Annotated in this window: 35 protein-coding genes and 1 other RNA gene; 2 read left to right on the forward strand and 34 right to left on the reverse strand. The window is 62.7% G+C overall.

Going from position 1 to position 23,885, the window contains the following annotated elements; translation table 11 throughout:
- Positions 1 to 3 precede the first annotated feature (3 nt).
- From OCV64_RS04120 to OCV64_RS04260, 29 genes are all read right to left on the reverse strand, one after another.
- Positions 4 to 444, reverse strand: coding sequence for a hypothetical protein (locus OCV64_RS04120; RefSeq protein ID WP_008982012.1), 441 nt, complete (start codon positions 442 to 444; stop codon positions 4 to 6).
- A gap of 20 nt (positions 445 to 464) precedes the next feature.
- Entirely contained in the window at positions 465 to 1,934 is a 1,470-nt protein-coding gene (locus tag OCV64_RS04125; RefSeq protein ID WP_148336575.1) for a DUF2586 domain-containing protein, read from the reverse strand.
- A complete protein-coding gene (locus OCV64_RS04130) occupies positions 1,934 to 2,197 on the reverse strand; it encodes a hypothetical protein (RefSeq protein ID WP_008982014.1) in 264 nt (87 codons plus the stop codon). Before OCV64_RS04130 ends, OCV64_RS04125 begins: the two co-directional genes overlap by 1 nt.
- Entirely contained in the window at positions 2,187 to 2,708 is a 522-nt protein-coding gene (locus OCV64_RS04135; RefSeq protein WP_008982015.1) for a hypothetical protein, read from the reverse strand. Before OCV64_RS04135 ends, OCV64_RS04130 begins: the two co-directional genes overlap by 11 nt.
- Positions 2,708 to 3,199 carry a phage virion morphogenesis protein gene (locus OCV64_RS04140; RefSeq protein ID WP_148336573.1) on the reverse strand — a complete coding sequence of 164 codons (492 nt, stop codon included), beginning with the start codon at positions 3,197 to 3,199 and terminating at the stop codon, positions 2,708 to 2,710. The genes OCV64_RS04135 and OCV64_RS04140 overlap by 1 nt, the downstream gene beginning before the upstream one ends.
- 3 nt (positions 3,200 to 3,202) lie before the next feature.
- On the reverse strand, positions 3,203 to 3,658 hold the full coding sequence (locus OCV64_RS04145) for a gp436 family protein (RefSeq protein WP_008982017.1): 456 nt from the start codon (positions 3,656 to 3,658) through the stop codon (positions 3,203 to 3,205).
- Between the two features lie 32 nt (positions 3,659 to 3,690).
- Positions 3,691 to 4,581 carry a Mu-like prophage major head subunit gpT family protein gene (locus OCV64_RS04150; protein ID WP_148336572.1) on the reverse strand — a complete coding sequence of 297 codons (891 nt, stop codon included), beginning with the start codon at positions 4,579 to 4,581 and terminating at the stop codon, positions 3,691 to 3,693.
- 21 nt (positions 4,582 to 4,602) lie between these two features.
- Entirely contained in the window at positions 4,603 to 5,034 is a 432-nt protein-coding gene (locus OCV64_RS04155; protein WP_148336570.1) for a hypothetical protein, read from the reverse strand.
- 4 nt (positions 5,035 to 5,038) lie between these two features.
- Entirely contained in the window at positions 5,039 to 6,082 is a 1,044-nt protein-coding gene (locus OCV64_RS04160; RefSeq protein WP_148336569.1) for a phage protease, read from the reverse strand.
- Between the two features lie 136 nt (positions 6,083 to 6,218).
- Positions 6,219 to 6,929, reverse strand: a complete 711-nt coding sequence (locus OCV64_RS04165) for a phage head morphogenesis protein (RefSeq protein ID WP_148336567.1) — start codon at positions 6,927 to 6,929, stop codon at positions 6,219 to 6,221.
- On the reverse strand, positions 6,916 to 8,514 hold the full coding sequence (locus OCV64_RS04170) for a DUF935 domain-containing protein (protein ID WP_227108716.1): 1,599 nt from the start codon (positions 8,512 to 8,514) through the stop codon (positions 6,916 to 6,918). Before OCV64_RS04170 ends, OCV64_RS04165 begins: the two co-directional genes overlap by 14 nt.
- On the reverse strand, positions 8,511 to 9,092 hold the full coding sequence (locus OCV64_RS04175; protein ID WP_227108717.1) for a DNA-methyltransferase: 582 nt from the start codon (positions 9,090 to 9,092) through the stop codon (positions 8,511 to 8,513). The genes OCV64_RS04170 and OCV64_RS04175 overlap by 4 nt, the downstream gene beginning before the upstream one ends.
- 92 nt (positions 9,093 to 9,184) lie before the next feature.
- Positions 9,185 to 10,957 carry a phage terminase large subunit gene (gene terL / locus OCV64_RS04180; protein WP_262669403.1) on the reverse strand — a complete coding sequence of 591 codons (1,773 nt, stop codon included), beginning with the start codon at positions 10,955 to 10,957 and terminating at the stop codon, positions 9,185 to 9,187.
- Positions 10,944 to 11,516 carry a DUF3486 family protein gene (locus tag OCV64_RS04185; RefSeq protein ID WP_148336562.1) on the reverse strand — a complete coding sequence of 191 codons (573 nt, stop codon included), beginning with the start codon at positions 11,514 to 11,516 and terminating at the stop codon, positions 10,944 to 10,946. The genes terL and OCV64_RS04185 overlap by 14 nt, the downstream gene beginning before the upstream one ends.
- Positions 11,509 to 11,832: a hypothetical protein gene (locus tag OCV64_RS04190; protein ID WP_008982025.1), complete on the reverse strand. Its 324-nt coding sequence runs from the start codon at positions 11,830 to 11,832 to the stop codon at positions 11,509 to 11,511. Before OCV64_RS04190 ends, OCV64_RS04185 begins: the two co-directional genes overlap by 8 nt.
- Before the next feature lie 6 nt (positions 11,833 to 11,838).
- Positions 11,839 to 12,135 (reverse strand): hypothetical protein, encoded by a 297-nt coding sequence (locus OCV64_RS04195; RefSeq protein ID WP_008982026.1) that lies wholly within the window; start codon positions 12,133 to 12,135, stop codon positions 11,839 to 11,841.
- Positions 12,136 to 12,147: 12 nt separating this feature from the next.
- Entirely contained in the window at positions 12,148 to 12,657 is a 510-nt protein-coding gene (locus tag OCV64_RS04200; protein WP_227108719.1) for a hypothetical protein, read from the reverse strand.
- A 111-nt stretch (positions 12,658 to 12,768) separates the two neighbouring features.
- Positions 12,769 to 13,110 carry a Mor transcription activator family protein gene (locus tag OCV64_RS04205; protein WP_262669404.1) on the reverse strand — a complete coding sequence of 114 codons (342 nt, stop codon included), beginning with the start codon at positions 13,108 to 13,110 and terminating at the stop codon, positions 12,769 to 12,771.
- Between the two features lie 21 nt (positions 13,111 to 13,131).
- Positions 13,132 to 14,481, reverse strand: a complete 1,350-nt coding sequence (locus tag OCV64_RS04210) for an N-acetylmuramoyl-L-alanine amidase (RefSeq protein WP_148336558.1) — start codon at positions 14,479 to 14,481, stop codon at positions 13,132 to 13,134.
- Between the two features lie 18 nt (positions 14,482 to 14,499).
- Positions 14,500 to 14,883, reverse strand: coding sequence for an addiction module toxin RelE (locus OCV64_RS04215; protein WP_148336556.1), 384 nt, complete (start codon positions 14,881 to 14,883; stop codon positions 14,500 to 14,502).
- A gap of 10 nt (positions 14,884 to 14,893) precedes the next feature.
- The gene (locus tag OCV64_RS04220; RefSeq protein WP_262669405.1) at positions 14,894 to 15,187 is read right to left on the reverse strand and encodes a hypothetical protein; all 294 of its coding nucleotides are present in this window, start codon (positions 15,185 to 15,187) and stop codon (positions 14,894 to 14,896) included.
- Entirely contained in the window at positions 15,184 to 15,561 is a 378-nt protein-coding gene (locus OCV64_RS04225) for a translation initiation factor IF-2 (protein WP_148336552.1), read from the reverse strand. Before OCV64_RS04225 ends, OCV64_RS04220 begins: the two co-directional genes overlap by 4 nt.
- Complete coding sequence (locus tag OCV64_RS04230) at positions 15,548 to 15,961, reverse strand: hypothetical protein (RefSeq protein ID WP_148336550.1); 414 nt, start codon at positions 15,959 to 15,961, stop codon at positions 15,548 to 15,550. Before OCV64_RS04230 ends, OCV64_RS04225 begins: the two co-directional genes overlap by 14 nt.
- Complete coding sequence (locus OCV64_RS04235) at positions 15,942 to 16,412, reverse strand: regulatory protein GemA (RefSeq protein WP_033118640.1); 471 nt, start codon at positions 16,410 to 16,412, stop codon at positions 15,942 to 15,944. The genes OCV64_RS04230 and OCV64_RS04235 overlap by 20 nt, the downstream gene beginning before the upstream one ends.
- 26 nt (positions 16,413 to 16,438) lie before the next feature.
- Positions 16,439 to 16,960 (reverse strand): host-nuclease inhibitor Gam family protein, encoded by a 522-nt coding sequence (locus OCV64_RS04240; RefSeq protein WP_148336548.1) that lies wholly within the window; start codon positions 16,958 to 16,960, stop codon positions 16,439 to 16,441.
- Between the two features lie 288 nt (positions 16,961 to 17,248).
- Complete coding sequence (locus OCV64_RS04245; protein ID WP_148336546.1) at positions 17,249 to 18,223, reverse strand: AAA family ATPase; 975 nt, start codon at positions 18,221 to 18,223, stop codon at positions 17,249 to 17,251.
- Between the two features lie 10 nt (positions 18,224 to 18,233).
- On the reverse strand, positions 18,234 to 20,306 hold the full coding sequence (locus OCV64_RS04250; protein WP_262669407.1) for a Mu transposase C-terminal domain-containing protein: 2,073 nt from the start codon (positions 20,304 to 20,306) through the stop codon (positions 18,234 to 18,236).
- Positions 20,307 to 20,328: 22 nt separating this feature from the next.
- Positions 20,329 to 20,550, reverse strand: coding sequence for a Cro/Cl family transcriptional regulator (locus tag OCV64_RS04255; protein ID WP_008982039.1), 222 nt, complete (start codon positions 20,548 to 20,550; stop codon positions 20,329 to 20,331).
- Between the two features lie 34 nt (positions 20,551 to 20,584).
- Entirely contained in the window at positions 20,585 to 20,983 is a 399-nt protein-coding gene (locus tag OCV64_RS04260) for a hypothetical protein (protein ID WP_148336544.1), read from the reverse strand.
- A gap of 83 nt (positions 20,984 to 21,066) precedes the next feature.
- Here OCV64_RS04260 and OCV64_RS04265 point away from each other — a divergent pair, with 83 nt between their 5' ends.
- A complete protein-coding gene (locus OCV64_RS04265; protein WP_148336542.1) occupies positions 21,067 to 21,327 on the forward strand; it encodes a hypothetical protein in 261 nt (86 codons plus the stop codon).
- On the opposite strand, the gene OCV64_RS04270 is transcribed toward OCV64_RS04265, so the two are convergent.
- The 5 genes from OCV64_RS04270 to OCV64_RS04290 form a co-directional block, all read right to left on the reverse strand.
- Positions 21,287 to 21,616 (reverse strand): hypothetical protein, encoded by a 330-nt coding sequence (locus OCV64_RS04270; protein WP_100932358.1) that lies wholly within the window; start codon positions 21,614 to 21,616, stop codon positions 21,287 to 21,289. The genes OCV64_RS04265 and OCV64_RS04270 overlap by 41 nt on opposite strands.
- Entirely contained in the window at positions 21,613 to 22,746 is a 1,134-nt protein-coding gene (locus OCV64_RS04275) for a hypothetical protein (protein ID WP_262669408.1), read from the reverse strand. Before OCV64_RS04275 ends, OCV64_RS04270 begins: the two co-directional genes overlap by 4 nt.
- Positions 22,747 to 22,769: 23 nt before the next feature.
- An RNA gene (locus OCV64_RS04280) (hammerhead ribozyme type II) lies at positions 22,770 to 22,838 on the reverse strand.
- Positions 22,837 to 23,064 carry a hypothetical protein gene (locus OCV64_RS04285; RefSeq protein WP_148336538.1) on the reverse strand — a complete coding sequence of 76 codons (228 nt, stop codon included), beginning with the start codon at positions 23,062 to 23,064 and terminating at the stop codon, positions 22,837 to 22,839. Before OCV64_RS04285 ends, OCV64_RS04280 begins: the two co-directional genes overlap by 2 nt.
- Positions 23,065 to 23,090: 26 nt before the next feature.
- Positions 23,091 to 23,255 carry a DUF6906 family protein gene (locus OCV64_RS04290; RefSeq protein ID WP_227108726.1) on the reverse strand — a complete coding sequence of 55 codons (165 nt, stop codon included), beginning with the start codon at positions 23,253 to 23,255 and terminating at the stop codon, positions 23,091 to 23,093.
- A 149-nt stretch (positions 23,256 to 23,404) separates the two neighbouring features.
- Here OCV64_RS04290 and OCV64_RS04295 point away from each other — a divergent pair, with 149 nt between their 5' ends.
- A complete protein-coding gene (locus tag OCV64_RS04295) occupies positions 23,405 to 23,851 on the forward strand; it encodes a helix-turn-helix domain-containing protein (RefSeq protein WP_262669409.1) in 447 nt (148 codons plus the stop codon).
- The last annotated feature ends 34 nt before the right edge of the window (positions 23,852 to 23,885 follow it).

Genomic DNA, 23,885 nt, shown 5'->3' on the forward strand with positions numbered 1-23,885 from the left:
CCTTTATTTTGTGGGCTCGACGCCGTCCTCCACGATGCCGCCGACGATCATGAGGTCAATGTCCACCGTGAGGGACTTGTCGCCCTGCGCGGCCTTGTGGCTGCGCTTGGTGGGGATGACCTTCTTGAGCTCGTCGATCCGGGTGCGCTCCCCTTCGTTGGCGTAGGAGACGACCACGGAGGGCCACTCAATGCCATAGAACGGGATGCCCTTCGCCTTGCAGTAGGCGAGGACGTCGTCGTAGTCGTCCCGGAGCATGGACATCTTGCCGGACGCCTTATAATTGCCCTTGCCATACCCCCGGGGGCGGTAGCCCTTGCCGTAGCTTTCTTCCATCTCCTGCTCGTCGTCGTAGCTGATTTCCTGCACCACGAGCACGAGGCCGGGGATCTTGACGTCCACGTCGCCCCATCCGTAGGTCTGGCCGTTTACTTTTAGGGACATAGCTCTTTAACCTCCTTCCCTTAGTCGCTGGGCTGCGCCCTGCCGAGGTCTACCTCGACCTCCCGGATGTAGCCCCGGGACACATAGCGGATCTTGACCCGCATTGTCTCGTCCTCGAGGATGGTCTCCTCCTGCCCCTCGGGTACGGTGATCTCAGCGGAGCTGATCTCCTTCGCGTCGATCATGCGCTGCAAGGGGACGAACATGAACTTCGCCCGGGTCTCAAGCTCGCCCTGGACGTCCTCGAGGTCGATGTCGTCGTTGAGCAGAAGGAGCCCTTCCTTCCGGGTCTCCCGGATGATTTTGTTCTTGACCCGGACATCCTCGGCATAGCGGAAGTCACTCCCGTCCGGGCTCATCATCTTTGTGTGGTAGACGAAGAAGTCGTCGAGCCCGTCGTACTCCCGGAACGTGAGGTAGCCCGCCACGTCCAAAAGTTCGATGATGGAGTTGTCCATCCCGGCGGGGAGCAGCTCGAGGAGCTTCGTCTTCGGGATGCCGAACCCGGCCTCCGCCCTGGTTTTGCCGATGGACTCCTGCACCGCTGCCTTTGCGTAGAGGCCGCACACAAGGCCCGCGAGGTTGACGATCTGCGTCGTGCCGTCCAGCATGACGAGCCGCCCCCAGGCGGTGACGACCTGGATGTCGTAGTTTTTGACCTTCTTGCGCTTGGCCTCCATCTCGAGGGCCCAATCGGTGAGATCCCCGCTGCCGCGCAAGTCGAGCTCGTCCTCGTCCCCCGTCTGGGGGAACGCCGCCTCGAAGACCACGAACACGGGCTTGTGGTAGGTGTCCCGGAGCTCAATTTGCGCCTCGCTCACGGCCTGCCAGAGAGGGAGGTCGCTCTCGCCGACGACGTGGATGAACTCATACTCCTCGGCGAACTTCTGGAGCTTGGTGAACGCCGCCAGGACGTCGCCGTTCGTCATGGTGGGGGCGGTGGTCGTGAAGCTGTAGACATCGTTCACGAGGAAAGAGCTCGGCTTCTGTTCCGACTCCGTCGCCTCCGTAAACTTGAGCTTGAGGCCCGTCCCCTCGATTTCATATTCCCCGGTGACGGGGACGGTGATCTCGTCGGTGTAGCTGTTCCCGCCGTCAATGGAGCAGATAAAGGCGGCGGAGTTGAGCCCGCCTTGCGCCGTGATCTTGACGACCACCGAGAAGGCGTTCGTCGGAGAGCCGTCCACGGTGACGGAGCCCCCTCCGTCGCCGTCCTTAGAAACGCTTCCCAGCTTGCCCGCCGTGGTAGCGGAGACCGGGAGACAGTAGATCCGCGACGCGCCGAACTGCACGGAGCTCATGACGGCATCCGCCAGAGGGGACAGGCCGAGGCGGGCCTTGATTTTCGCCGCGTCCATATCCCCGGTGATGATGATCGGCGTGTCCGAAACGATCGGAGAGACCCCGATCTTGAGGCTCTTTCCGTCCCCCGTCGCGGTGGCAAACCCGAGGAGGCCGTCCGTGACAGTGTGCTTGACATCTCGGAGCATTATCGTCTCGCCTCGCTTTCCTTTGTGGTGTGTGCCCCGTTCATGGGGGCGTTCTCAAAATTCTTGACCGCTGCGAGGAACTCCTCCTCGGTGACGGCCCTGCCGGGCTTCCAGCCCTGGGCGCTGCATACGCCCGCGAAGACGGCCCGCCCGACCTTGTGCTTCTTGCGGAGCTCCCCGATCTCAAAGAGCCCCGGAGCTTTCGGTTCCTGCGGCCCCGCTGCCTGTGTAGCTGCGGGGGCCGATGTTGCTTTATTCGCCATCTATAAACTCCTTTCCCTCGTTTTTGGTGATGGACTCAACCGCGACGTCGGAGACCTTCGCGAAGTCTGTGTCCCTGTAAACCCCGCCGTCAAACCTTATCTTGATTTGCACGGCGACCTGTGCCTTTAGAATAGAGTCGTCCTTGTCGACCCAGTCCGCCCCCTCGACCTCGATCGGAACAAAGTCCCCGTTGACGTAGATGCCCCGGTCGAGGCTTGAGAGGAACGCCCCGAACATGCTCTCGACCGCCTCGTCGGTATAGTCGCCGATTATCACGGTAAAGGCGAGGGCCCGGTCGAAGACCTTCCTCCTCTTTTTCTGCGCTCCCTCTTGGTCTCTATATCGTGTTTTGGAGCCGTTTCGGAGGAGGGTCTCCGACTCAAAAAGCACCGCGCCGATGTGACTCTCTTGACTCTTTTCGAGGGCCTTTTGCGTCGTGTACGGCTTGGACTTGAGGCCCGCCGCCTTGAGCTTGTCGAGGAGGTATTCCTTGCTTTCCTTGTAGAGCATTAGTCATCCCTCCCGATGAACTCCTCGGTCGTGGCCTTGATCTCCTGCATGTCCTCGTCCGAGAGGCCGAGGAAGGGCCGGGCGGGGATGTTGACCTTGACCTTCTTCTTGCTGATCCATTGTCCGCCCACCTGGAAGCGGAGGTTCTTCGCCCGCTTTGCCCGGATGGTGCGGCCCTTGTCGCCGAATTGGTGGGTTGCCGCGTGCTTGACATTTGTGCCGACCGCAAACCCGGAGGCGTCCGCCGTCGTCTTGATGGAGTTGCGGAGCTGGGAGGAGTCGATGAGGGTCTTGCCCCCGGTCTCTGCCGCCCGGATGGAGGTCTTCCACCGCTTGCCGTCCGGCCCCCGGCCTTGCTTGAACCGTTCGAGGGTAGACTCCCGGACGCCTTCGGCGAGGGCGATGTTGAGGCCCTTCCTGTCAAGCTCCGAATAACGCCGCATTTTTCGGAGGAGGGCGGCGGTGTCTCCTTGCAGTCGGATGCTATACACGCCCTACATCCCCCTCATGCTGCCCCGGGTGAAAAGCCGGGTGTTTGACTTCGCCGAGAACCCGGTCGCGGCTGCGCTTGCCGGGTCGTCGGCTTCCGTGCCGATGGAGACCTTCCCGTCGGCCACAAGCTCAAAGAACTTGATCGCCGCGTTGTAGCGGTTGAGGTAGGTCTTTTGGTCGGTGCTCTCGTCGATGCCGATCCGGGAAAACAGGTTATAGACCGCGATGTCCTTTGAAAACTTGTTGATAACCTTCGGGGCCGGGGAGAGCGGGACGGCGTACCTCTTGGCGAGGTAGCCGTCGATCTCCGCGTCGGCGTCGGCGATCGCGCCTTCAATAATCGGCGCGACGAGCTCCTCACGCTCGACGGGGTCTTCGATGAAGGTGTCCCCGATGATCGCGTTGAGGGCGTCGTCCTTGAGCATCTCCCGGACTTCCTCTTTCGTGCTGTAGCTCACGCCGTTCCCTCCCTTCGTCTGCTTGGCCGGGCTTAGGCTTCGGCGGTGCCGTCTCCGGCGTATGCCATCTGCCAGAACCCGAAGCCCGCGTTCCCTCGGGAGTCGACGCCATAGAGGAAGGTCTTCTTCATGAAGACGTTGTCGTCGGTCTCCTGGGTCTTGGAGACGAACTTCGGCTTCTTGCGCTGCTGCCAGATGAGGGGCTTGATGGGCCGGGAGGTGCAAAGCAAGAACCACTTGGAGTCATGCCCGGCGAGCTGCGGGATGACGAGGGGCTTCGCGGTACCCTGCATGGTGTTCTTGGTGCCGTTGATGTAGTCGGCGACCAGGATGTCCCGGGCGGTCGCTTCCAGGGCGGGCGGGACGGCGAGCACATTCGGGATGAGGTTCAGCGCCCGGCCCTTCGAGTTGGTGAGGCTCATCATAGCGGCGCGGGCGGCGATGTAGGACTCCATCGAGAGCTTGGCCGTGGTCTTGTTGGAGACGGCCTTCTTGCCGACCTTGTGGGCGTCGGAGAAAAAGGGCTGCCCGTCGTAGCACTTTTCGGAGAAGCCCTCCGCGAGCAGCTTGAAGATGAGATCGTCGGGGTGGGCTGCTGCGGACTGGCCGAGCATCTGGACAGACGGGTTATAGAGGCCGATCTTGTCATCCTCGATCGCGTTGCGGTCAATGCCGATCGTCAGCTCGAAGTCCTTGTTCTTGATGGTGTAGTCGCTCGCGCTGATGTTCTGGATCTCGCGGTCGCCGATCCATTCCCTCATCCCCGGGATGTCGCCGAGCCATGCGTAGGTCTCGGACTCCGTGGTCGAGGGGGTGACGGTGGCGATCTCGGTGTAGAGCGGGGTCACGCCCTCAAGCGCCTTGTTGAACAAGGTGTTGAAGCCGACGTAAATCCCCCTCAAAGTCTGCTGGTTTACAATCATGTTCTTTGTCCTCCTTCTGTTTTACTTTGCGGCGGCTGCGGGGGCGGTGAGGCCGAAGCCCATCTCCACGGCGACGCCTTCATCGTCCACGCGGATGACGAGGCCCGCCACGGACGCGCCCGTCCCGGTCTTGGTGACGGTCTGGTCGTCCTCCATGTAGCAGAGGCCCAGCACGTCGGCGGCGGTGATCTTGCCGCTGGTGGAGTTCTCAAAAACGAAGGTTCCCCGGCTGACGCGGATGACGGCGTCGCCGTCCCCGCCCTTGTTCTCGACGGTCTCCTCGGCCCGGCCCGCTGCCTTGAGGTCTGCGGCCTTCTTGCCGGGGATCGCGTAGCCGTTGGCGTCAACCGCCACGATCGCCCCCTGATAGATGGTGGTCGCGCCCTTGACAGGGAGGGCGATGTACTTCCCGCCGAGCTCGGACGTGTCTCTCACATTGGTCAATGCTGCCATGATGTTACTCCTCCTTCGTGCCGTACTTTTCCAGATCCTCGGCGCTCACGCCGAGCTGCTTGCAAATGAGCATCGTCGCCTCGTCGGGCTTTTTGCCCTTGAGTGCCAGGGTCTCGCCGCCCGCGACCTCGCTCATGGGGACGACCTGGGGCGCTTTCTCAAGGAACGACTTGAACCCGTCCGGGCTCTTGAGGGCGTAGCCCTTGGCCCATTCCTTCTGTGCCGGGGTGATCTTGCCGCTCTTGAGCGCCAGCTCAACGGCTTCCTCGGCATCCCGGTCGGCGAGCTGCTCCTCAAGGGCCTTGACGCGTCCGTCGATGCCGCCCTTGAGGGACATGATGACGGCGGCGACCTCGGCGGCGGGAGCCCCGGCCTTGAGCCCCAGGAGCTCACAGACGGCCTTGTTCGCGACGACGGTGTCCTCCTCGGGCGGCTGCTTGCCGTCCCCGGGCTTCTTGCCCTCGGCGGCTTCCTTGAGGGCTTTGTTCTCCTCGATGCAAGCGGAGAGCGCCTCGAGGATCTGCTCCTCGCCCGCGTCTTCGCCCAGGCCGAGCGCCGCCGCGAGCTTCTTGATGAGTTCGTTCATGTTGGTTTTGCCTCCTTCAAATGTGGATGAATTTACAATCGGGGTCATGCCCGCGATCGCTGGGGTGTTGGTGAGGGCGAGGGAGTGGAGGCCCGTCGCCTTGTTGTCCGACTTGCGGACGGTGATGACCGGGGAGAGGTAGCGGTATTCCTTGTTCTCAAGGTACTGCTTCGCCGGGAGCGTCCACTCGACCCGGGCCTTGATGTGCCCGTCCTCGGCGAACAGCTCCTTGACCCATCCGGCGGCGGGGGCCCGGTCTCCTGTTAGGGTCTGGTGCTCGTAGTCGACGACAAGGTCGACGCCGCGCTCGGCGATCTGCGCCTTCATCGCGGCGAGGCTTTCCTCGTCGACGTCGAACTCTCCCTTCTGGCTCACGACATGGCCGAAGGGCAAAACGGAGATGACCTCCGGCGCTCCTCCGACATCCACTTCGCCCCCCTTTAGGGTGAGAAAATCGCTCATTTTCTGCCTGTCTCCTTTGCTTGGTGCTTGAAGCCCCCGGAAACGCCGTTATTCCGCGTTATAACAGGGTGAACCTGCCGCGCCCCGGGAATTACACTCCCCGGCCCCTCGGCCCTTCCTGGGGCCTCTGTGGGCCTTATTTGCCCGGGTTCTCTTTTTCCCGGTTTTGGTACGCCTTCACAAGCGGCGCGGGGTAGTCCTTGAGGTCGGGCTCGAAGCGTACCTTTGCCGGGTTGGTCGAGAAGTGCGGGTCGGGCATGAGGCCCTCCGGCGCTGTCTGTTCCACCTTGAGCCCCCGGGCCTCGACCTGTCTCTTTGAGAGCGTCTTGACCGTGCAGCGGCATCGGAACCCGTTCGGCGGGAACCATGTATTCCATACCTCGCTGTCTGCTGGGAAGACCCGCCCGTCCATCGCGAGGTGACTCGGGCGGGTGTGGGCGTCGTTGACGGCGTCATACTGCCAGTAGGGGCGGAGCTTCATGACGCCCGGGTCTGTCATCTGCTCATAGTGGCCCACATTGTAGGCCGTTTGGATGTTGGTGCGGAAGATGAGGTCGGCTTGCAGCGGGTCGAGCCCCTCATAGCCCTCGGCCTCGAGGAACTCGTTCATATTGCGCCGGAACTCCGAGAGGGGGTTCCCCTGTTCCAGCGCCGCGAGGATCTCCTCATAGAACCGCTTGAGGATCTGCGCCTTCGTGTAGCCGCCCACTGTGAAGGCGAGCCCCCGGTACTTCTCCGCGATACCGTAGAAGACCGACGCCGTGACCGGGACGCGCTCCTTGAAATACTGGACGGCCTCCTCGAAGGTCATGTCCTTTCGGTTGAATACGGCCTCAATGTCGTCCATCTTCCGCCGCCCTCCCTTCGAGGTTGGCGTAGAGCATGACCTTTTGAAGCAGCTCCTCCACCTCCGAGACATCCATCTCGCCGAACAGCTCGGCGACGGCCTTCTCGTCCTCCATCATGTCCCGGAGCTCCTCAAGGCTCTCCGCGTTCTCAATCTTTTTGAGAACCGGGCCGAACGCTTTCTTGAAGGCCCCGGCGCTTTTCCGGGTGGCCGCTGCCGCCAGACGGTCGACGCGCTCTTGCGTCCCGTGCCCCGCTCCGTCCCCGGCCTTGAGCGCGATCGGCTCGCCGGGCTGCGCCTTGAAGGAGAAGGGGCCGAACCCCGCCCCCTGCGCCGTCTGCCCGGGCGGGGTGGCGACCTCCTCGTCGCCCTCGGGCTTCGGGATGGAGAACTTCTTGTAGATGTAGCTTGTCGGAACCTTGAGCCCCGCCTCCCGGATGAGCGTCCCGATGACGGTCGCCGTCTGCGTGAGATCCTCCGACTCCTCCGCGTCGAAGCGGAGGTACGGGATGCGCTTGTCCTCCCCAAAGTTGTAGAGCACCAGGGGGCGGATGAGGTCGCGCCGGAGGGTGGCCGCGATTGCCTTGCAGTCCGCGACGGTGAGGTCGTGGCGGACGTCGTTGTGCGTCTTGCTCTGTGCGTAGCTGCCGCCGCCCGAGTCCGAGGTCAAGGTCTGCCCGAGGATTGCCTTCGAGACCTGTTCGTCGCAATAGCGGGCCAGCCGTTCATAGAGGTCGGTCGAGCTGGTCTTCTCGGTGTTCACGAACTCGATCGCCGTGCCGTCCGGGAAGATGCCCGCCGCGTCCGCCCCGATTGCGACGAGGGCTTGCATGAGCGCCCGCTTGTCGTCCTCGCTTGCGCCTGGCTGATACTTCCCCAGGCGGAGCGGCATCCCGAAGACCTCGCAAAACGCGACCCAATCCTTGAGGGTGTAGTTCTTAAAGAGGTACATCCAGGCGACCACGCGCAAAACGCCAGCCCGGGAGGGGTGGCCGCTGCGGGCCTTGTATTTGTGTACGATGAACTTGTTCTTCGGGAGCTCGATGCCCTCCGGGGCCTCCTGGGTTCTCACCTTGAAGGAGTCGTCGACGCTGTCCCAAAAGAACCGCTTTTGATGACGGGAACGGATGTCGCCGACGACAACGTGCCCCTCGTCGTAGCTCCACATGATTTCCGAGACCGCGAAGCCCTTCCCGATCGCGTCCAGGAGGTCGAGCATGATGTCCTCAAAGCCCTCGATGCCGCCGAGCTGCGCTTCCACAAACTCGGCGATCTCCTTGTCCCTGGGGTCGTCGCTGTCAAAGGGGATGATCTCATAGTCGAGGCCCGTGACCGCGTTCTTCCTCGTTTGGAGCTGGGAAAAGAGGTGCGGGTCTTTCTCCTCCATCTCCTCAAAGAGCTCGGCTTGCCGGAGCACGTCCCCGGCGTCCGCCTCCTTGAAGATCTCCGCCAGCCGGACGGGGGTGAGCCCGTCCGAGGGGTACTCGCTGTACTTGTCTGTTACCTGGGCGGCTGCGACCTCCCGCGTCTCGGGGCGGCGCTGGAACAAACCTCTAAGGCTCCACCGCTTTCCCTTGCTGCTCACTCGACCACCTCCTCAATGCGCCGCCGTGCTTTTTCATAATACTCGTCGTCAAGCTCCACGCCGATGAACCGCCGCCCCGACTTCTTTGCGGCGACAAGAGTAGAGCCGCTTCCGGCAAACGGGTCAAGGATGAGGTCGTCTGGCTTTGTAACTGCCGTAATAAGGTTTGCAATCAAGCCCACTGGCTTCTCTGTCGGGTGGATCATCTGGGCGCTGCCGAGCTTGCTGAAGGTGACGAGATCTTTCGGCCTGCCCCCGGGGAAGCTGTACTTCCCCTTAATCGCGAAGACGATGTTCTCATGCGCCGGGGCAAAGGCTGCTTTCGTGTCCCCCATACCGTGATAGACCTTGTCCCAAATAACCTCACTTTTGACCCGGAAGCCGGCCAGTTCAATCGCGTCGATGAAGGTCTGCTCTACATCCCAGCGCGTGAAGCATAGGAGCGTTCCTCCCGACTTGAGTACGCGGAAAGCGTCATAAAGGAACCAGATGAATGGGGCTTTGTCGTTTTTAATCCTTGCCCCGGTCTGTGAGACGTAGTTGATGCCATAGGGCGGATCGGTGATAATTGCGTTCACACTCTCGTCCGGCATTTGCCGGAGCACAGTGAGGCTATCTCCGTGAATGATTGTGTTCTCATGAATAACTGTACTAATAATGCCTCACCTCCTTAGTAGGCCCCGCGCCGAAACTTGATAGCGCGGCCCAAAACTGATTTATAATCCGTGTGCTGCCCCACCTTGACCGAGAGGGCCAGGGAGACGGCCATTTGCAGCGCGTCCGGCCCGTCGTCGTTCTTCCCCATAGGGTACTTGAGCATCTGGTCGAGGAGGGCCTTGTGCCGCTTGGAGAACTTGAGGTAGCCGTTCTTCACGAAGGGCTGCAAGGACTGGATGCGGGCGTCCTTGTTCTGGACGCTGTTGATCTCCTCGATGGGGAGGTACTCGCCGATTTCGGCGGACTTCTGCCGCATGATCTCGGCAAAGTAGTATTGAAACTGAACCGTCTCGACGCCGAACTTGTAGAGGGGCTTCTTGTACTCCCGCTTCAAACGGCGGGACGCCTCGATCGCGTCCTCAATGATTTTGTCCGGCTTGCGCTTGGCGATGTCGGCAATCACGACGTACATGTAGCCCGTCGAGGTGTCCTTCGCCACGGCGATGATCGCCGAGGTGTCGCTCTTGCGGTTCTTGCCGAGGGAGGGGTCGTTCGCCGCGACGAACAGGAACCGCGCCTCGGAGAAGTCCGGGGGAAGCTGCCCGTCGTCGTAGTAGTCGATCCACTCCTCGGCAAACGCGCAGCTCTCCGGGTCGATGGGCTCGTTCTGGATCTCGCTGCTGAAGGACGCCTCGCCCTCCGATACCCTCATAACCATGAGGGCGTAGTAGGGGAGCTTCTCCTCCCACAAGACGGCGGTTCCTTCCAGCATCGCGGCCTCGTTCGCCTTGAAGAAGTCCTCGGCGTCTTCCTTGTGCCTGGGGTTCTCAAGGTCGGTGAAGATGCGCTCCCAGGCGTCCCACAAGGCCGTGTTTGCCGCGAAGGAGATGACGCCCTTGTAGCGGACGGCCTCATACTCGGGGTTCTTGGCGACATTGGCGAGGAGGGCGTCGTAGTGGAGCAGCGTTCCGATGTAGACGATGTCCGTGTAGGTGTCGCCCGCCTTGCTCACGGCCTTATAGAACCAGTCCCGGAGCTTCTTTCTTTGCTCGGCTGTGTTGACGTTCTCGTCGTTCTCGAGGTCGTCGCACAAGATGAGGTCGGGCCTCCATTGTTTGTGCCGCCGTCCGCGGATCTTCTTGCCCGCGCCCAGCGCCTCGATCTTGACCCCGTTCGAGAGGAGGATGACCGACGCCTTCCAGACGCGGCCCACAAGCTCCCCGAAGTCCTCCCGGAGCGCCGCGTTCTCCTCAAGCTCCGTTTTGATGTCGGAGAGGAAGCCCTCGGCCTGTTCCGAGCTGTCCGAGAGGATGATCTCGTAGTGCTTGTAGGCGTACACCGCCGAGTGGATGGAGTCCTTGAAGGTGAAGTTCGTGCTCTTGGCGTGTCCACGCGGGGCCTCGACCGCCCTCCGGCATCCGTCCGCCCGGCTGATTTCCTTCGCGTCGGTGGCGGGGTTCAGCCCCTTCATGACGCCCTCGCGGAAGATGCGGTCGAGCTCCTCGTGAAACGGGGGCGACGGCCTCACAAAGTAGTGGGGGAGGTAGGCCCGCCCGAAGTAGCCCAGGTCAACCGCCCCGAGCTTCCGGCGTAGCCCCTGGGGGCCCGTGAGCTCTGCCCCGGCCCGGTACTCCTCGAGGAGCTGCGCCCGGAGCTCGGGGAAGTTCGTCCCCTTCTGGACATACTGCTCAAATAGTTCCCGCTGGTACTCCCGGCTCGCGACCGCTTCCCGGTCTTCCGGCTCCTCGAGCCGTTCCAGGTAGTCCTTGAGGTCAATCTTCGCCATCGTCGAGCACCTTCTCCCTCGCCCTTGAGAGGACGTCGTGCAGCTCCCCGGCGAGTTCCGGGTGCTGCTTGATCGCCGCCATGAGCTCCGCCTCAAGCTGGTCGAAGGCAAGCTCGGCCTTCTTCTTCATGTCCTGCCGGACGCGCTTCTCATAGGTGGCGTTCCGGGCGAGGCTTGCGATGAGCCGCCCCGCCTTGTCAAGCGGCATCTCCTGGAAGTCGCCCTCCGCCGTGCTCACGCGCTGCATGAGGCCGTCCATGAGAACCATCGACGCCGCTTTCGTGTAGTCGAGGTCGGGGTGCGCCTCTACCGCCTGGGCGATCGCCTGGGTGCGCTGTAGGGTCTCGGCGACCCGCTGCGCCGCCTGGGTGCTGCGGATCGCGTAGCGCCCGATCGCGCTCTTGCTGATTTCGTAGCCCTCCGCCTTGAGCCACGCGGAGAGCTCCTCGTAGGTGTTGGCCGTGTCCGCGAGCCGGACGTCGAGCTCCGTCTTGATGTCGTCCGGGAGCTTGTCGATCGTCGAGCTGATCCGCGTCCTCCGGCGCTCTTTCTTAGACATCGACGCCCGGGTCGTCCCTCGTGCCTTCCACAAGGTCGACGCCCGCCTTCGTGAGCTGGATGACGGCGTCGCGGCGGTAGGCGTTGTAGGCCGTGGCCCGCTTGTCCGTGAACTCGATGTAGCCGCCGTCCTCCAAATAGGAGAGCTGCTTCGAGATGTCCGGGACGGTGATGAGGTTGTCGGCGAGGAGGGCGTTCGTGATCTGCCGCACAAGCAGCGAGTTCTGATTGCCTTTCGCCAGGGCCCGGACGATGTAGCCCCGGATCGCCTTGTTCTGCCGGATCTCCTGCTCCGTCATGTCGTCAAAGTATGCCATACGCTTTTATCCCTCCTTTGCTGCGCCCCTGTATAGGAGCTTGTCGAGCTTCTGGTCGATGTTGTTCGAGACCCGGATGAAGTCCTCCCGGGTCGTGTAGATGAGGGGGAGGTCGGCCTTGAGGTCGCCCAGCTCTCCGCGCACGGCGGCGATCTCCTCGGCGTTCTTCTTGTCCGCTGCCTTGAGCTCCGAGACCGCCGCCTTCATCTCGCCGATCGCGTTCTTCACTCCCCACGCGGCGACCCCGATGATCGCCGTGATGACCGTCTGAAAGACGAACATCGCGATTGTCGCTCCGTCCATGTCGGCCCCTCCTTACTGCGCGGCGGCTCCGGCCTTGTCTTCCGGCGCGGCGTCCTTAATCAGTTCCCCGGAGAGTGTGAGATAGGGGTCTTCCTGCTTGACCTTGAGGACGGCGTCCTCGATGACGGCGGTGAGGTACTTGTCGAAGCTGCCCAGGTTGTCGGTGATGACCTTCTGCGCCTGGGGGCTGATCGCCGCCTTTACCTCGTCGAAGACCTGTTTCCCCAGGGCGAGCAGCTCCTCCCGGCTTGCCTTGCCGCTCTTGACCGCGTCCCGGAGCGCCTTCGCCGTGGTCTGCTCCATCGCCCCCACCGAGACCGTCGCAAGGTTGACGACGTCATCAAGGGCGTCCTCGAGCACCTTCCGGCCCGCCTCGTCCTTGATCTGCGCCGTCTGCTCCTTGAGCTTGGCCGCGCCCAGGCGGATGTAGTACACCGCGTAGGCCCCGGCCAGGGCGATGACCGCGAGAACGACGTTGACAAGAGCGTCGCTCGCTGCGCTTTGGATGAGTTCCATGTTCATGTGTGTCTGCCTCCTTTGGACAAAAAATAAGAGTACAAGCTATAGCTTGTACTCTTATCTTAAATCCCGTTCCCGGAAACTTATATACGAAGCAGTTCTAAGAGCTGCCGCTCACGGGAGGAGCTCGTCGTCCTCCTGCCCCGGGTCGTTGAAACAGTCGAAGATGTCGATCTGCCCCTCCGTCTGCCCTGGGCCGCAAATCCGGCGAACCCATCGCTCTGTGACGCCGTACTTCCGGGCGAGCTCCGGGTGATTGTAGCCGTTGAACTCCTCTTTGATGCGGGCGTCGCGGACGGGCCGGGTGACGCTCTCGGGCTTCGGGATGTAAACCGTCGTACCCCCGACGACCTCGGCGAGCTTATAGAAGTTATCCGTCCCGATCGCCTCGGCGATCATGCGGTAGAGCCCTTCGGGGAGCATTTCCAGCGTCAAACCCTCGGCGAGTTTATCCATGTCCTGCGCCCTCCCTTCCTGTTACATCCTGCCGATGATCGCCAGGATTTCCCCGACCTTGATCGGTTGGTCGAACTTCGCCTTCCACACGTCCGGGGAGTTGATGATGCCGCGCTCTACCAGGGCCTCAAAGCCCGCCTTTTGCCATTCCGGGGTATTGGCCGGGTAGCCGTCCCCCGGGTCTTGGAAGGCGAGGATCTGGCCGAGCAGCTTCACGATGTTCGCCCCATAGCCCGCGCCGGGAACCGCCCAGCCGCGCCCCTGCGGGTTGTCCGCCGCGCCCAGCCATTCCACATAGGGGGCCACGCCACGGGCGACCAGGGAGAAGCGGGGGTCGACGCAAGCGTTCACGAGGGCCTCGGTGGATGCGTATGCCTTGAGGTGCTGGATCTGCGCCCGGACGCCCGTGCGCGGGTCGGGGAAGCTCGCCGCCTGTCCCGTGGCGTTGCCGTTGAGGGCCCCGATGCCCGCGAAGTTGTTCATCTCCGGCGTCACGATGCCGCCGTATTTGAAATAGCCCGTTTCGTGGAGGCTCTGCGCGAAGGCCACGTCGCCCCGGACGCCCTCGGCCTCGCCCTCCTCGATGAACATGCGGGCCAGCTCCTCCACGGTGCAGCTCGGGAGCTGCGGCGAGGCGTTCTTGCTCAAGCAGAACGCCGCCATCTGTGACGCGGTGGCCTGGGCCTTGCCCATGATCGCCGTCTTGTCTTCCGTGCCCGGCGCGGTGGAGCCGCTCATCAGGGCCGCGACATCGTCCCGGGCGGTCTCCATCGACTTCCCGAACTTGGGGAACCAGTGTGTCACGTCGGCGTGATTGCTGCCGAGCTTTAGTTTGTGGCTGTCCGCGTGGCACAAAATGGTCGGGACGGTGACGCCGGAGCAATCGGCGGTTCCTTTGGGGTCGATGCCGTAGAGGGTGCAGAGGTACGCCGTCAGCTCACACGCCTCTTGATACACGGCGGCGAAGTAGTCGGCGTCCGTCAAGGCGTCCTCACAGATTTCAAACTGAATCCATCCGCTGTTGCATGACCCCTTGCTGCCGCTCCCACATCCCCACGGCCTAAAGTCCCAGGGCATCGTCTGAACCGCCGCGACGCTCCCGTCCGCGAGCTTCCCGATCCAGGCGTTCAGGCCCGCTTGTGTGTCGATGTGGTTCCAGTCGTTCTTGTTCGCGTTGGTGCCCAGCTTGGACAGGAGCTCGGCTCGGTCGGGTGCGCCGTCGTCCGGCTGAACATATCGCTTGAGGGTCGGGTTGTTCGCCCCGGTGCTGTGCCACAAGACGCCCTTGACCGTCATCTTCTTGGTGCCCTTGTAGCACGTGCTCTGTGTCATCATGCACGTCATGGGCGGGTTGCTTTTGCTGTACTTCATGATGTGTTGTTTGCCTCCTTATAATTTCCAGATGGGGAGGACGACCTCGTCGGCCAGCTCCCCGATTGTGTACTTGCTGCGCCCTTCGGCTTCCAGCTTGCGGAGGAATTTGTTGTACTCCACCGCCAGCTTGAGGGCCTTATAGACGCCCACCTGTTCCGGCGTGACTGCCGGAAGCTCCGGGCCCGCTATGAACTCCACCGCCCGGGAAAGGGAGACCTCCGCCCGGATCGGGTCGCCCTTGAGGAACTCCTCCCACTCCGCCCAGGTCTCCCGGGCGAACTTCTTGCGGTTGAGCCTGGGCTTGTCGGGCGGGAGGACTCCCTCCGCTTGGAGCTGCTTCTTCATCGCTGCTCTCTCGGCCTTCTCGCGCTGTGTGAGGCGCTTCTTCTTCGTTGGCATAACTCCCCCCTCAACACGGAAGCGGCCCGCCCTGGGGCTCCTGCGCGGCTTTCTGCTGTTCTATGAGGCCCCGAGTGAACTCCGCTATCTCCATCTGTTGCCGAAGGTGTACGGCGGCTCCGAGTGCCTGGGCTGCCGAGGCAAGCTCGGGGGTCGTGAGCTTGAGCAGCTCCTCGCGGTCTTTCTTGCTGGTGGGCTTGCCCAGGAACCGCCGCGCCTGGATGATCTCGACCATCGCCAGCTCCACGGCCAGCCGCTCCACCGCTCCGGCAAACTGCCCCGCCTTCCGCGCTCTTTCGCTCATGTCTCCACCTCCGGCCAGCCGTCCGGCCCGAGGGGAGCGTAGCCCAGCCGCCCCCGGTACACGTTCGCCGCCCGGATGACCTGGGCGAAGGCGGCGTCGCTTGCCAGCTTCTCCCCGAACCGATCCAGGAGCGAGCCGGACAGGTTGAGACCCGTCGCCCGGGTGATGTGCTCCACGGCCTCGGTGTCGATCTCCGTGAGGCGGCGGGCGACTTCCTCCGGGAGCTTCTCATAGTAGGCCCGGAAAAAGGCGAGCCCCATCCCGCCACACGCCCCGCGCCGGATCTCGTCCTGTGTCAGCTTGACCCCTTGCAGCGCGTCCAGGATCTCCGCGTCGGTCTCCGCCTTCTTGACGGGCTCGTCAAAGTTGTTCATGCTGCCCCTCCTTCTCTCCGTCGCGCCGTATGTCCTCTAATATGTGGGTACGGGGCGCATAGCTGCGCCCCTCGCTCCGGCGCTCCTGCTTGCGGACATCGCCTAAAAGCCGCTCAAGGCCCTTGATGACGGTGCGGTTCTGCTCTACCCAATCCACCACGGGCCGGGTCTGCTCCGCGATGTCCTTCGCCGTCCGGCGCTGCCGCCGCACTTCCCGGATCTTGAGCCCCAGCCGCGCCCGGCCCGGGGCCTTGTCGTCTCCCAGCTCGAGCGCGTGGAGGAGGTCTTGCGTCGCGGCCTCCGCCTCAGCGCGGTCGGCCTCCGCCATCCTGTGCCGTTCCGTGGTCTCCCGGAGGAAGGCGAGGAAGCTCTCAAGCCCTTTACTTGTCCCGACGTCCATCCGCGCCCTCCTTCCGCTGCTCCCGGGCGAGGATTGCCTTGAGCCCCTCGATGACCTTCTCACACTGGCCCGCGTCCAGCCATTCAAGGCGGTCGATGCCCGTCATCCGCTTCACGAACCCCTCAATCCGGCGCTTGTCGCTGTTCCAGCCGAGGGCCTCGGTCAGCGCGTAGATCTTCCGGCGCTGCCGTTCGGTCGTGGGGTTGCCTCCCTCATCCGTGCGCTTGCTCCGGCTTCCCCGGGCTGCGCTGTCCTTCATGTTTTGCAGGACGCGGGCGACGGCGGTGATCTCGCCCTGGGTGAGCTGCTTCATGCTCCCCTTGCCCGTCTCCCGGTACACGACCCCGTGGAGGTCTTCGTCCGTGAGCCCCAGCTCCGGCGACTTGGCGATCGCCCATAGGGTGCGGATGGAGGGGAGCTTCCGCCCGCTGCGTGTTGTTGCTGCTGCCATGATTTACACCTCGTTTCTCGGCCCTCTTATTGCCCGGCCTTGACCTGTTCCAGCTTCGAGAAGTTCAGCTCATAGCCAAAGACGTCTTGCTGCTTCCAGGTAGCGCCGACCGCGTTGACGGTGTCCTCGCCGTACTTCTTGAGGGCCTCCTTCGAGACGTCCTCCTTGACGACGATGCAGTCCATCATCTGCCGGGTCTTGAGGCGGCGGATGATCTCCTCGATCTTCTCCTTCGCCCGGGGGAGCGACACGGAGGTCGAGAGCCGGAACCCTACCTCGCCGAAGGTGAGGGCCCGGGTCTTCGTCTTCCCCATGTCTGCCCGGTGCTCGGTGACAAAATCCTTGAGCTCGCGCTCGAGCTTGGCGACCCTGTCCTTGTACGGCTTGCTCTGCTCCTCTGCGGCCTTCTTCGCCCCGAGGATCTGCTTGTTCATCTCACCCTCAATGTCCGCGAGGGCGAGCTGCGCTTCCGCAATCTGACGGAGGGCGTCGTTTGCGTCCTCCCAGGTCTTGACGCCCGAGGGCTCGACCACTCTCTTTCTTGCCATGTGTTGACAACTTCCTTTCTTGTAGTTTTGTTATGTGCCCGGGGAGCTGCCTCCCCGACGCTTTCCTTCTGCCCGCCCGCCTCCTGCTCCTCGCCGTCGTATAGGATGTAGGTCTTCGAGAGGAGCATATACAAGCCCAGGGGCCCGGTGAGGAAGGCGGCGGTCGCGTCGCTGTCCTCCGGCGTCCTCCCGCCTCGGGCCATAACCAGGATGAGGGCGGTGATCGCCAGCATAGCGAGCCCCATGAGCCGCTGCTTTCTCATTTTCATTGTCCCGGCCTCCTCCGCGTCAAAGCATCATGAGGCTCGAGGCTTGCTCAATGATCTTGACCGTGACGACCCTCTCGCCCCTCTCCTCAAGGATGCGGGACACATTGGAGAGGGTGCGGTCGAGGAGGCGGAAGCATCCCGTCTGCATGTTGCAGGCCCGGGCCTTGAGCTCGACCATCGCGTCCGGCGCGACCTCGAAGCCCGCGAGGTAGCCCTCCACCTCCGAGGGGTCAAGCCCCTTGAGGCTGACGTAGAAGTCGACCCGGTTCGCCATGCGGACGAGGTAGGTCTTGATCTGCGCCTCGAGCTTCGGCTCCCCGGCGATGACGAGCCCCACGTCCGACTGGTCGAAGATCGCCCGGAGGATCTCCATCTTCTTTTGGGTGTACTTCGAGACGAGCTTGTCCGCCTCGTCGATGATGAGGAGGTAGCCCTTGTTCGTGTTGAAATAGTCCCGGATGCCGTTGACCCTGCGCCAGATCGTCCCGTAGCCGCTGGGGATGCCGAGGGCCCGTTCGATCGCCTCCACAAGATCCCGGCTGCTCATGGTGTCGTCACACTCGATATAGGCGACCCGGGGGAGCTTGGCGTACTGCCGGAGGGAGTAGGTCTTGCCGTAGCCGCTGCGGGCGACCACGATGCCGAGCCCGATGTACTCTTGACAGCTCTGACACACGCCCAGCACCTTGAGGGCGTCCCGGCTCTCAAAGAAGGCGGGCTTCGTCCCGGTCTTCCGGCCCGGCTCCGGGAGGGCCACGTCCTCCCCGGTGCGCCCGGCCAGCCAGTCCGCGAGCAGCTTCTCAATGGCTGCGATGTCCCCCTCGTACTTGCCCGAGAGGTAGCGGGAGATCGTCGGGCGGGAATAGCCCGGGATCTCGCTTGCCAGGGTCGCGATGCTGGTCTTCGTCGCCGCGAGGTAGTCGTTGATCTGCTCCGCGAGACTCTTGCTGTTGGTATAGGTTGCGGCCTGGGCCGCTGCTGCTGTGACTTCCATGTTGTACCTCCTATTCGTTCATAGCCCTCAAACGGGCGAGGGCGTCGTCTGCCTTGTTGGTGAGGAACTCGTCCCCGGATGTCTTCTTCCTGGCCTTCCGGCTTGCCGCCGCTTCCGCCCGGTATTCCTTGTCGTTCGGGAGGGCGATGACCTTCGGGCTCCGCTCCGCCTTGATGGTGAGGTCGATCATGCCGACCGCGCTCGAGGGGCGTCCGCCCTCCTGGACGCGGAGCTCGTAGGGCCTCCGCATGTCTTCCAGGATCTCGCGCATTTCCTTCTCCTGCCGCTTCTGGTCGCGGAGGTGGCGCTCAAGCGCCGCCTGTGAACAGTGGGGCCCGAAGGCCAGGAGCTCGGCGGAGACGGCCTCGCATATCTTCCGGCCCTCCTCGTCGAAGACGTAGAGCTTCGTGACGTCGTCGATGTCCCACTTGATGCCGACGTGCTTGCCGACGTAGTGACAAAGCTCGTAGTCCGTGTAGAGCGTCCCGAACTTGGTGATCCCCTGGTTCCGCACGAGGGCGGTGTCCGCCTTCATGAGCAGCATCGCCGCATACTCCCGGGGCGGCGCTGCCTTCTCATAGCGTTCGCCGTTCTCAAAGAGCGAGATCGGCGTGACCCACTTCTCGCCCGCGTCCTTGAGTCCCCGGTGCTCCCGGGTGTGGTACTTCGTTTCCTTCCACTCCGTCCACGCCTCGAAGAACTCCTCCATCGTGAGCAGCTCCCCACGCTCGAGCATCCCGTCGACGTCCTTCTGCCGCTTGGCGTAGGTCTTGGAACCCGTGAGGGTGCCCGTGTAGCTCTCAAACCATTTTGAGAACTTGGAGCACACGGTCGAGAAGAAACGCTCGATCGGCTTGTCCCACGGCTGATAGGGGAGCGACCGCCCCACCTCCTCGATGCCGATGCTCTGGTAGAAACCCACCGTCTCCGCGTCGAACTCGAACTCGATGTTCCGCTTCTTCCGGCTCTGGCCCGTCATGGTCTTCGCCGTGTAGTCCTTGCCGTTGTCCACGTGCAGGATGTGGGGGACGCCGCCCGGGTGGGAGTAGAGCATCTTCACAAGGCTCTCCTTGAGGGTCTGGTTGTTGGCGTCTACACAAGCCACGTCGCCCACGATCGCCCGGCTCCGCATGTCCATCCATGCGACGAGCTTCGGGCGGACGGCCTTGACTTTCCCGTTCGGGGCAACCCACTGAACCCAAAAGTCGAAGGTGTGCTCGTCGCCGACCACGTACTCCATGACCTTGAGGCTCGTCGCGTCCCGCTTGCCCTTGAGCATCTTCTTGTTCTTCCACTCCCGGGAGCCGTTGGCCGCGAGGTAGCGGGCCGACTCTGCGCCCCGGCTGTCCATGAGGTGCTTGATGTACCGGGCGACCGTCTTGATGCTGGGGTAGCTCTCCCAGCCCCGGCCCTCGGCGACTTCCTCAAACTTCTCATAGAGCATCTCAATCGTCCCCAGGTTGGCGGCGAAGCGGTGGTCGAACCAGATGTTTTCAATGAGCGCCTTTTGCTCGTCCGTGAGGCTTGGGAAGGTTGCCTTCTCCTTCGGCTTCCGGCACAAGGCCAGCGCCCGGAAGTAGTCCCGGTTCTGCCCGTCCTCCTTCTCCAGCTTGAGCGCCCAGGCGTTCGCCTTGAGGACGTTGCTCATGTAGCGGTAGAGGGTTTGCGGGCTCACGCCCAGCCCCAGCGCGTAGCGTTCCGCGTAGGCCGTGCGGTTTTCCGGGCCGTCGTACTCTATGAAGTCTTGAACCCGTGCCGCCAGCTCGACGGCTTCGTAGAACTCCTTCTTATGCTGCTCGGTGTAGTGGTTGAGGTCGACGCCCACATACCAGGGCGCGGACTCTGCTCGCTTCTCTATGACGACATCCCTCCCGTCCACTTTCTGCGCCGCCCGCCACGCCTTCCGGCCTTTTGGGGAGAGCGAGGAGACCGCAATCAAAACTTGCTCCTTGCCTCCGCCCTCCTGGGGCTGCGTCTTGGTCTTGTACTGCTTGGGGTTGCGGGCGATGCGTTGGGCGAATGTCCCATACTTCACGCCCTCGAACTCCGCCGCCTCCTTCATGGTGATGAATACGTCCGGCACTCCTGTCCCTCCCTTCCTGCTGTCATGCTGCCGTTGCCTTCTCGACCTTCCGGGGGTCGAGCTTGAGGGCCGCGATGAGCGCCGGGAGGTACTTCTCGCCCGAGCGGACGCCGTAGAGAATGTAGCTTAGATACTGCGGCGACGTCCCGATCTCGGCGGCGAGCTGCGACTTTGTCTTCTCCTGGTCGGCGAGCGCCTTGACGACGAGCTTCCCCAGGGGGCAAAGTTTGCCGTTGCTTTTCATCGCTGTCCTCCTTCCTGTGTAGTCGTTCTTAGAATTACTTCCGCCCCAGGCGGTGCAGCGAGAGGGCTGTGATGAAACCCACGCCCAAAAGCGCCGCCGTCCGGGTGATGCCGTCCGGCGCTCCCGCTGCCACACACGCGGCGGCGACGCCCAGCATCGCCAGGGCCAGAAACCCGAACCCGATGACAAAGTCAAGGATCGCGTCCAGCGTGGGGATGACCCGCCGCGCACACTCCCGGGCCGCTTCCTTCTCAAGTAATTTGAGAATATAGCCCAGGGTCTCCGCCTCCTGCGCCGCCGCCGTGAAGGTCAGCTCCGCCCCGTAGCGGGGCCGGAAGGGGTTCCGGGGATCGCCCGAGAGCCGCTTCCGCGCCAGGGCCTCCCGCCGCTGGAAGGCGACGAGGTCGGCGGCTCGTTTGAGTTCTGCTTTCATGCTGCTGTTTCCTCCTTGTGTGCCCCTCCCCGGCGCTGGTATAATCGAAGTAGGGCTTCCGGCCCGGGAAGGAGGTGATCTAAATGTGTGACGATGTTCTCAACGCTGTGGAGCGAGTTCATGACGAGGTAGATGCCTGTCGTGACGCCGACTGGTCTATTCTTGGGGAGCGCCTTCGCAAAACCATCCTCGACTCCGATGAACACGCCGGAGCCAACCTTAGCGACGCCCAAAAGGAAGCAATTATAGCGGTATGCCGTGAAACATACTATGCAGCTTCGATCATCGCTCGGGCGTATGCGTTTAAGGCTGCGGAAGTTCTTCGCCATCATGAGCCCGAATAAGAGCTATAGCCGTGTACTCCATGTTTCCGTCCTTAAGTCTTTCTGCTGCTTTTCTGATTGCTTCTGTGGGCGGGTAGTATGGAGCGGAGTCTCTGCCCGGGGCTGTCTGCTTGTCGGACGGCCCCTTTTCTTTTGGCGGTTCGCCTGTAGTCAGCCACGCAAGCCAGCACTCCCGGCATGAGAAGGCGTCGCAGTTCTCAGGGACAACGGGCGGACATTGTGCCGAGACGATGTCGGCGATCTCGTCCGCCGCCGTCTTCGGGGATCTAAAGAGGTCTAACCCGTTCATGATCTCGCCTCCTTCCGATACTGCTTGACGGCGAAGTTCCCGTCGAACATCTCCGCCAGCTCTCCGACCCGTTCTCGGAGCGCCTTCCGCAAGGCGAGCGCCGGAGCGCCTTCCGCGTCCAGGTTGTCCAGGGCGGCATCCAGCTCCCGGGCCCCGTTGAAGATGTTGAGGTAGACCCGGCAATCGTTGTCCGGGCAATCCGCCGCCAGCGCCAGCCCCAGGGTGTAGATCTGCGCCGTCTCCCGGTGGCGCTTGAGCTCCGGGTGGAGGTGCTCGAAGGTCGTCCGCTCCGGCGTGTGGGCCTGGGCGGTGCGGGCCTCCTCGATCGCGGCGGTGAGGGCTGCGCTCTCGCCCTCTGTGACCGTCCCCGTCGCCGCCAGCGCCCGGAGATAGGCCCGGGCCTCGTGCTCAAGCCGTCCGGCCTCCGCGCCGGGCCGGGCGTCCCGGAGATCCGCGATGAGGCCGTTGAGCTCCCGGTGCGCCTTTGTGCGGATGCGGAGCTCCGCCTCGTCCGCTTCGTCCGCCAGCCGCTCAAGGGAGCACCGCGCACAAACCGCGTCGAGCTGCTCTTGCGTCATCTCCGGGAGGTGGTGGCGGCAAAGCTCGTCGCACACATAGGAGAGGAGCTCCTCCGGCTTCTTGGGGAGCGGCCCCGGGGCCTCCCCGAAGGTGTCCGGGAGGACGTAGCAGTCTTCCCGATCCAGAAGGCCCAGGTCGCGGAGCGCGGCCTTGTAGCCGTAAAGCTCATGTGCCGCCGTGCGCTCGTCCACGTCCTTGTAGTGGGGGCTCGCGACCTGTCCCCGGAGGGTGTTCTCCCATCCGGCGATCATCTTCTGCGCGTCCACTTCCTCCTCCTCGGTGGCCTCGTCCGTCTCCTTGATGAGCGTGACCTTGACCTCGGGCTCCTCGGTGTCGAGCTCCGACTCAAGCCCACGGGCCAGCTCCACGGCCTCCTCAATGCTGTCCGCGTTGTCGTACTCCATCGCGCCCCGGTCGACCTCGAGCGTCCCCGTGTAGAGCTCCGCGTCGATGACGCCGTACTTGCCGAGGGCCGTGCCCTCCCATTCCCGAAGCTCCCGGTCGTTGAACTTGACGACGAGGTAGCCGTTGATCTTCTTCATCTTTCTCATACTGCTGCTCCTTCCTGTTGTTCCGTGCCCTGCCATCATCAGACCGAGGGCGGGCTCTCCCCCTCGATGACGCCCCGAGGGGCGTTTCGGCTATGAGTGTGTGGCCTCGAAGTTCTCGATCGCCCACTTGTTCCCGGTAGCGTAGACGGCCCGCCGCGTCCGTTCGGCGGGGGTCTCGCGCCGAGGAATTGCTGCCAGGGCTTCCCGCATCCCGCACTCCGGGCAGATGTCCGTCTTGTTGTCCCGCCGTGAAAGCGCGGGAGGGTCGGTATAACTGCGCCCGCAGACCGGGCAAATGCGTTCTCTTTTCTCGCTCATGCTGCTGCTCCTTCCTGTTGTGTGGGTCATTGTCCCAGCGAAGGGACGACCCGGATCATGTTCGTGCGCTTGTGGAGGATGATGAGTTCCCCGTCCGGCTTCTGCCGCACGACGAGCCAGTTCTCCGGCGCGAGGCCCGCTTGCCCGAGCCTGATCTTCTGTTTCCTGGTCGGCTTTCTGCCGTTTCTCATGTTCGGCCTCCTTTACGCTTTCCTTTTTGTGGTCGGTGTGGTATGCTTGTTTTGCTTAATTTTTTAATCTATGAGTATTATATTGCGTATTTACGAGAATGTCAATACATTTACGAGAAAAATTCACGGATTTTCGAGAGGTGCTTTTTATGTTTAGTGAACTTTTACGAGAATTACGCTCGAAAAAGGGCGTAACGCAAGTAGAACTTGCAAAGGCTATCGGCGTTTCTAATGGAAATGTCGGAGACTGGGAACGGGGGAGGAGCAAGCCAGGCTATGAGGCCCTGGTCGCTCTCGCTCGTTATTTCGAGATTGATGCCGGGCGTCTCTTAGAATTGCCTCCGCTACCCTCAAGCCCGCCCACTTGTGACGGCGTCCCCTTGTCCCAGCTTGAGTCCGATTTTCTTGCCATGTTCCGCCTCCTGCCCCCGGACGCCAGAGAGGAGATCTTCGACCTGGTTCACTTCAAGTACAAGCGGATTGTCGAACAGAAAAAAGAGTCTATCTTCTGGACATATTTCGACGAGAACGACGGGAGCGACGACGGTAAAAGCGGCCCCGCCGAAGGCCGTAAGACCCGCGACGGAACCGCCTGATTTTTTGCCCTGCTATGATTAAAAAATAAATCAA

This window comes from Muriventricola aceti, from assembly GCF_025567565.1.
Classification (GTDB): Bacteria; Bacillota; Clostridia; order Oscillospirales; family Oscillospiraceae; genus Lawsonibacter; species Lawsonibacter aceti.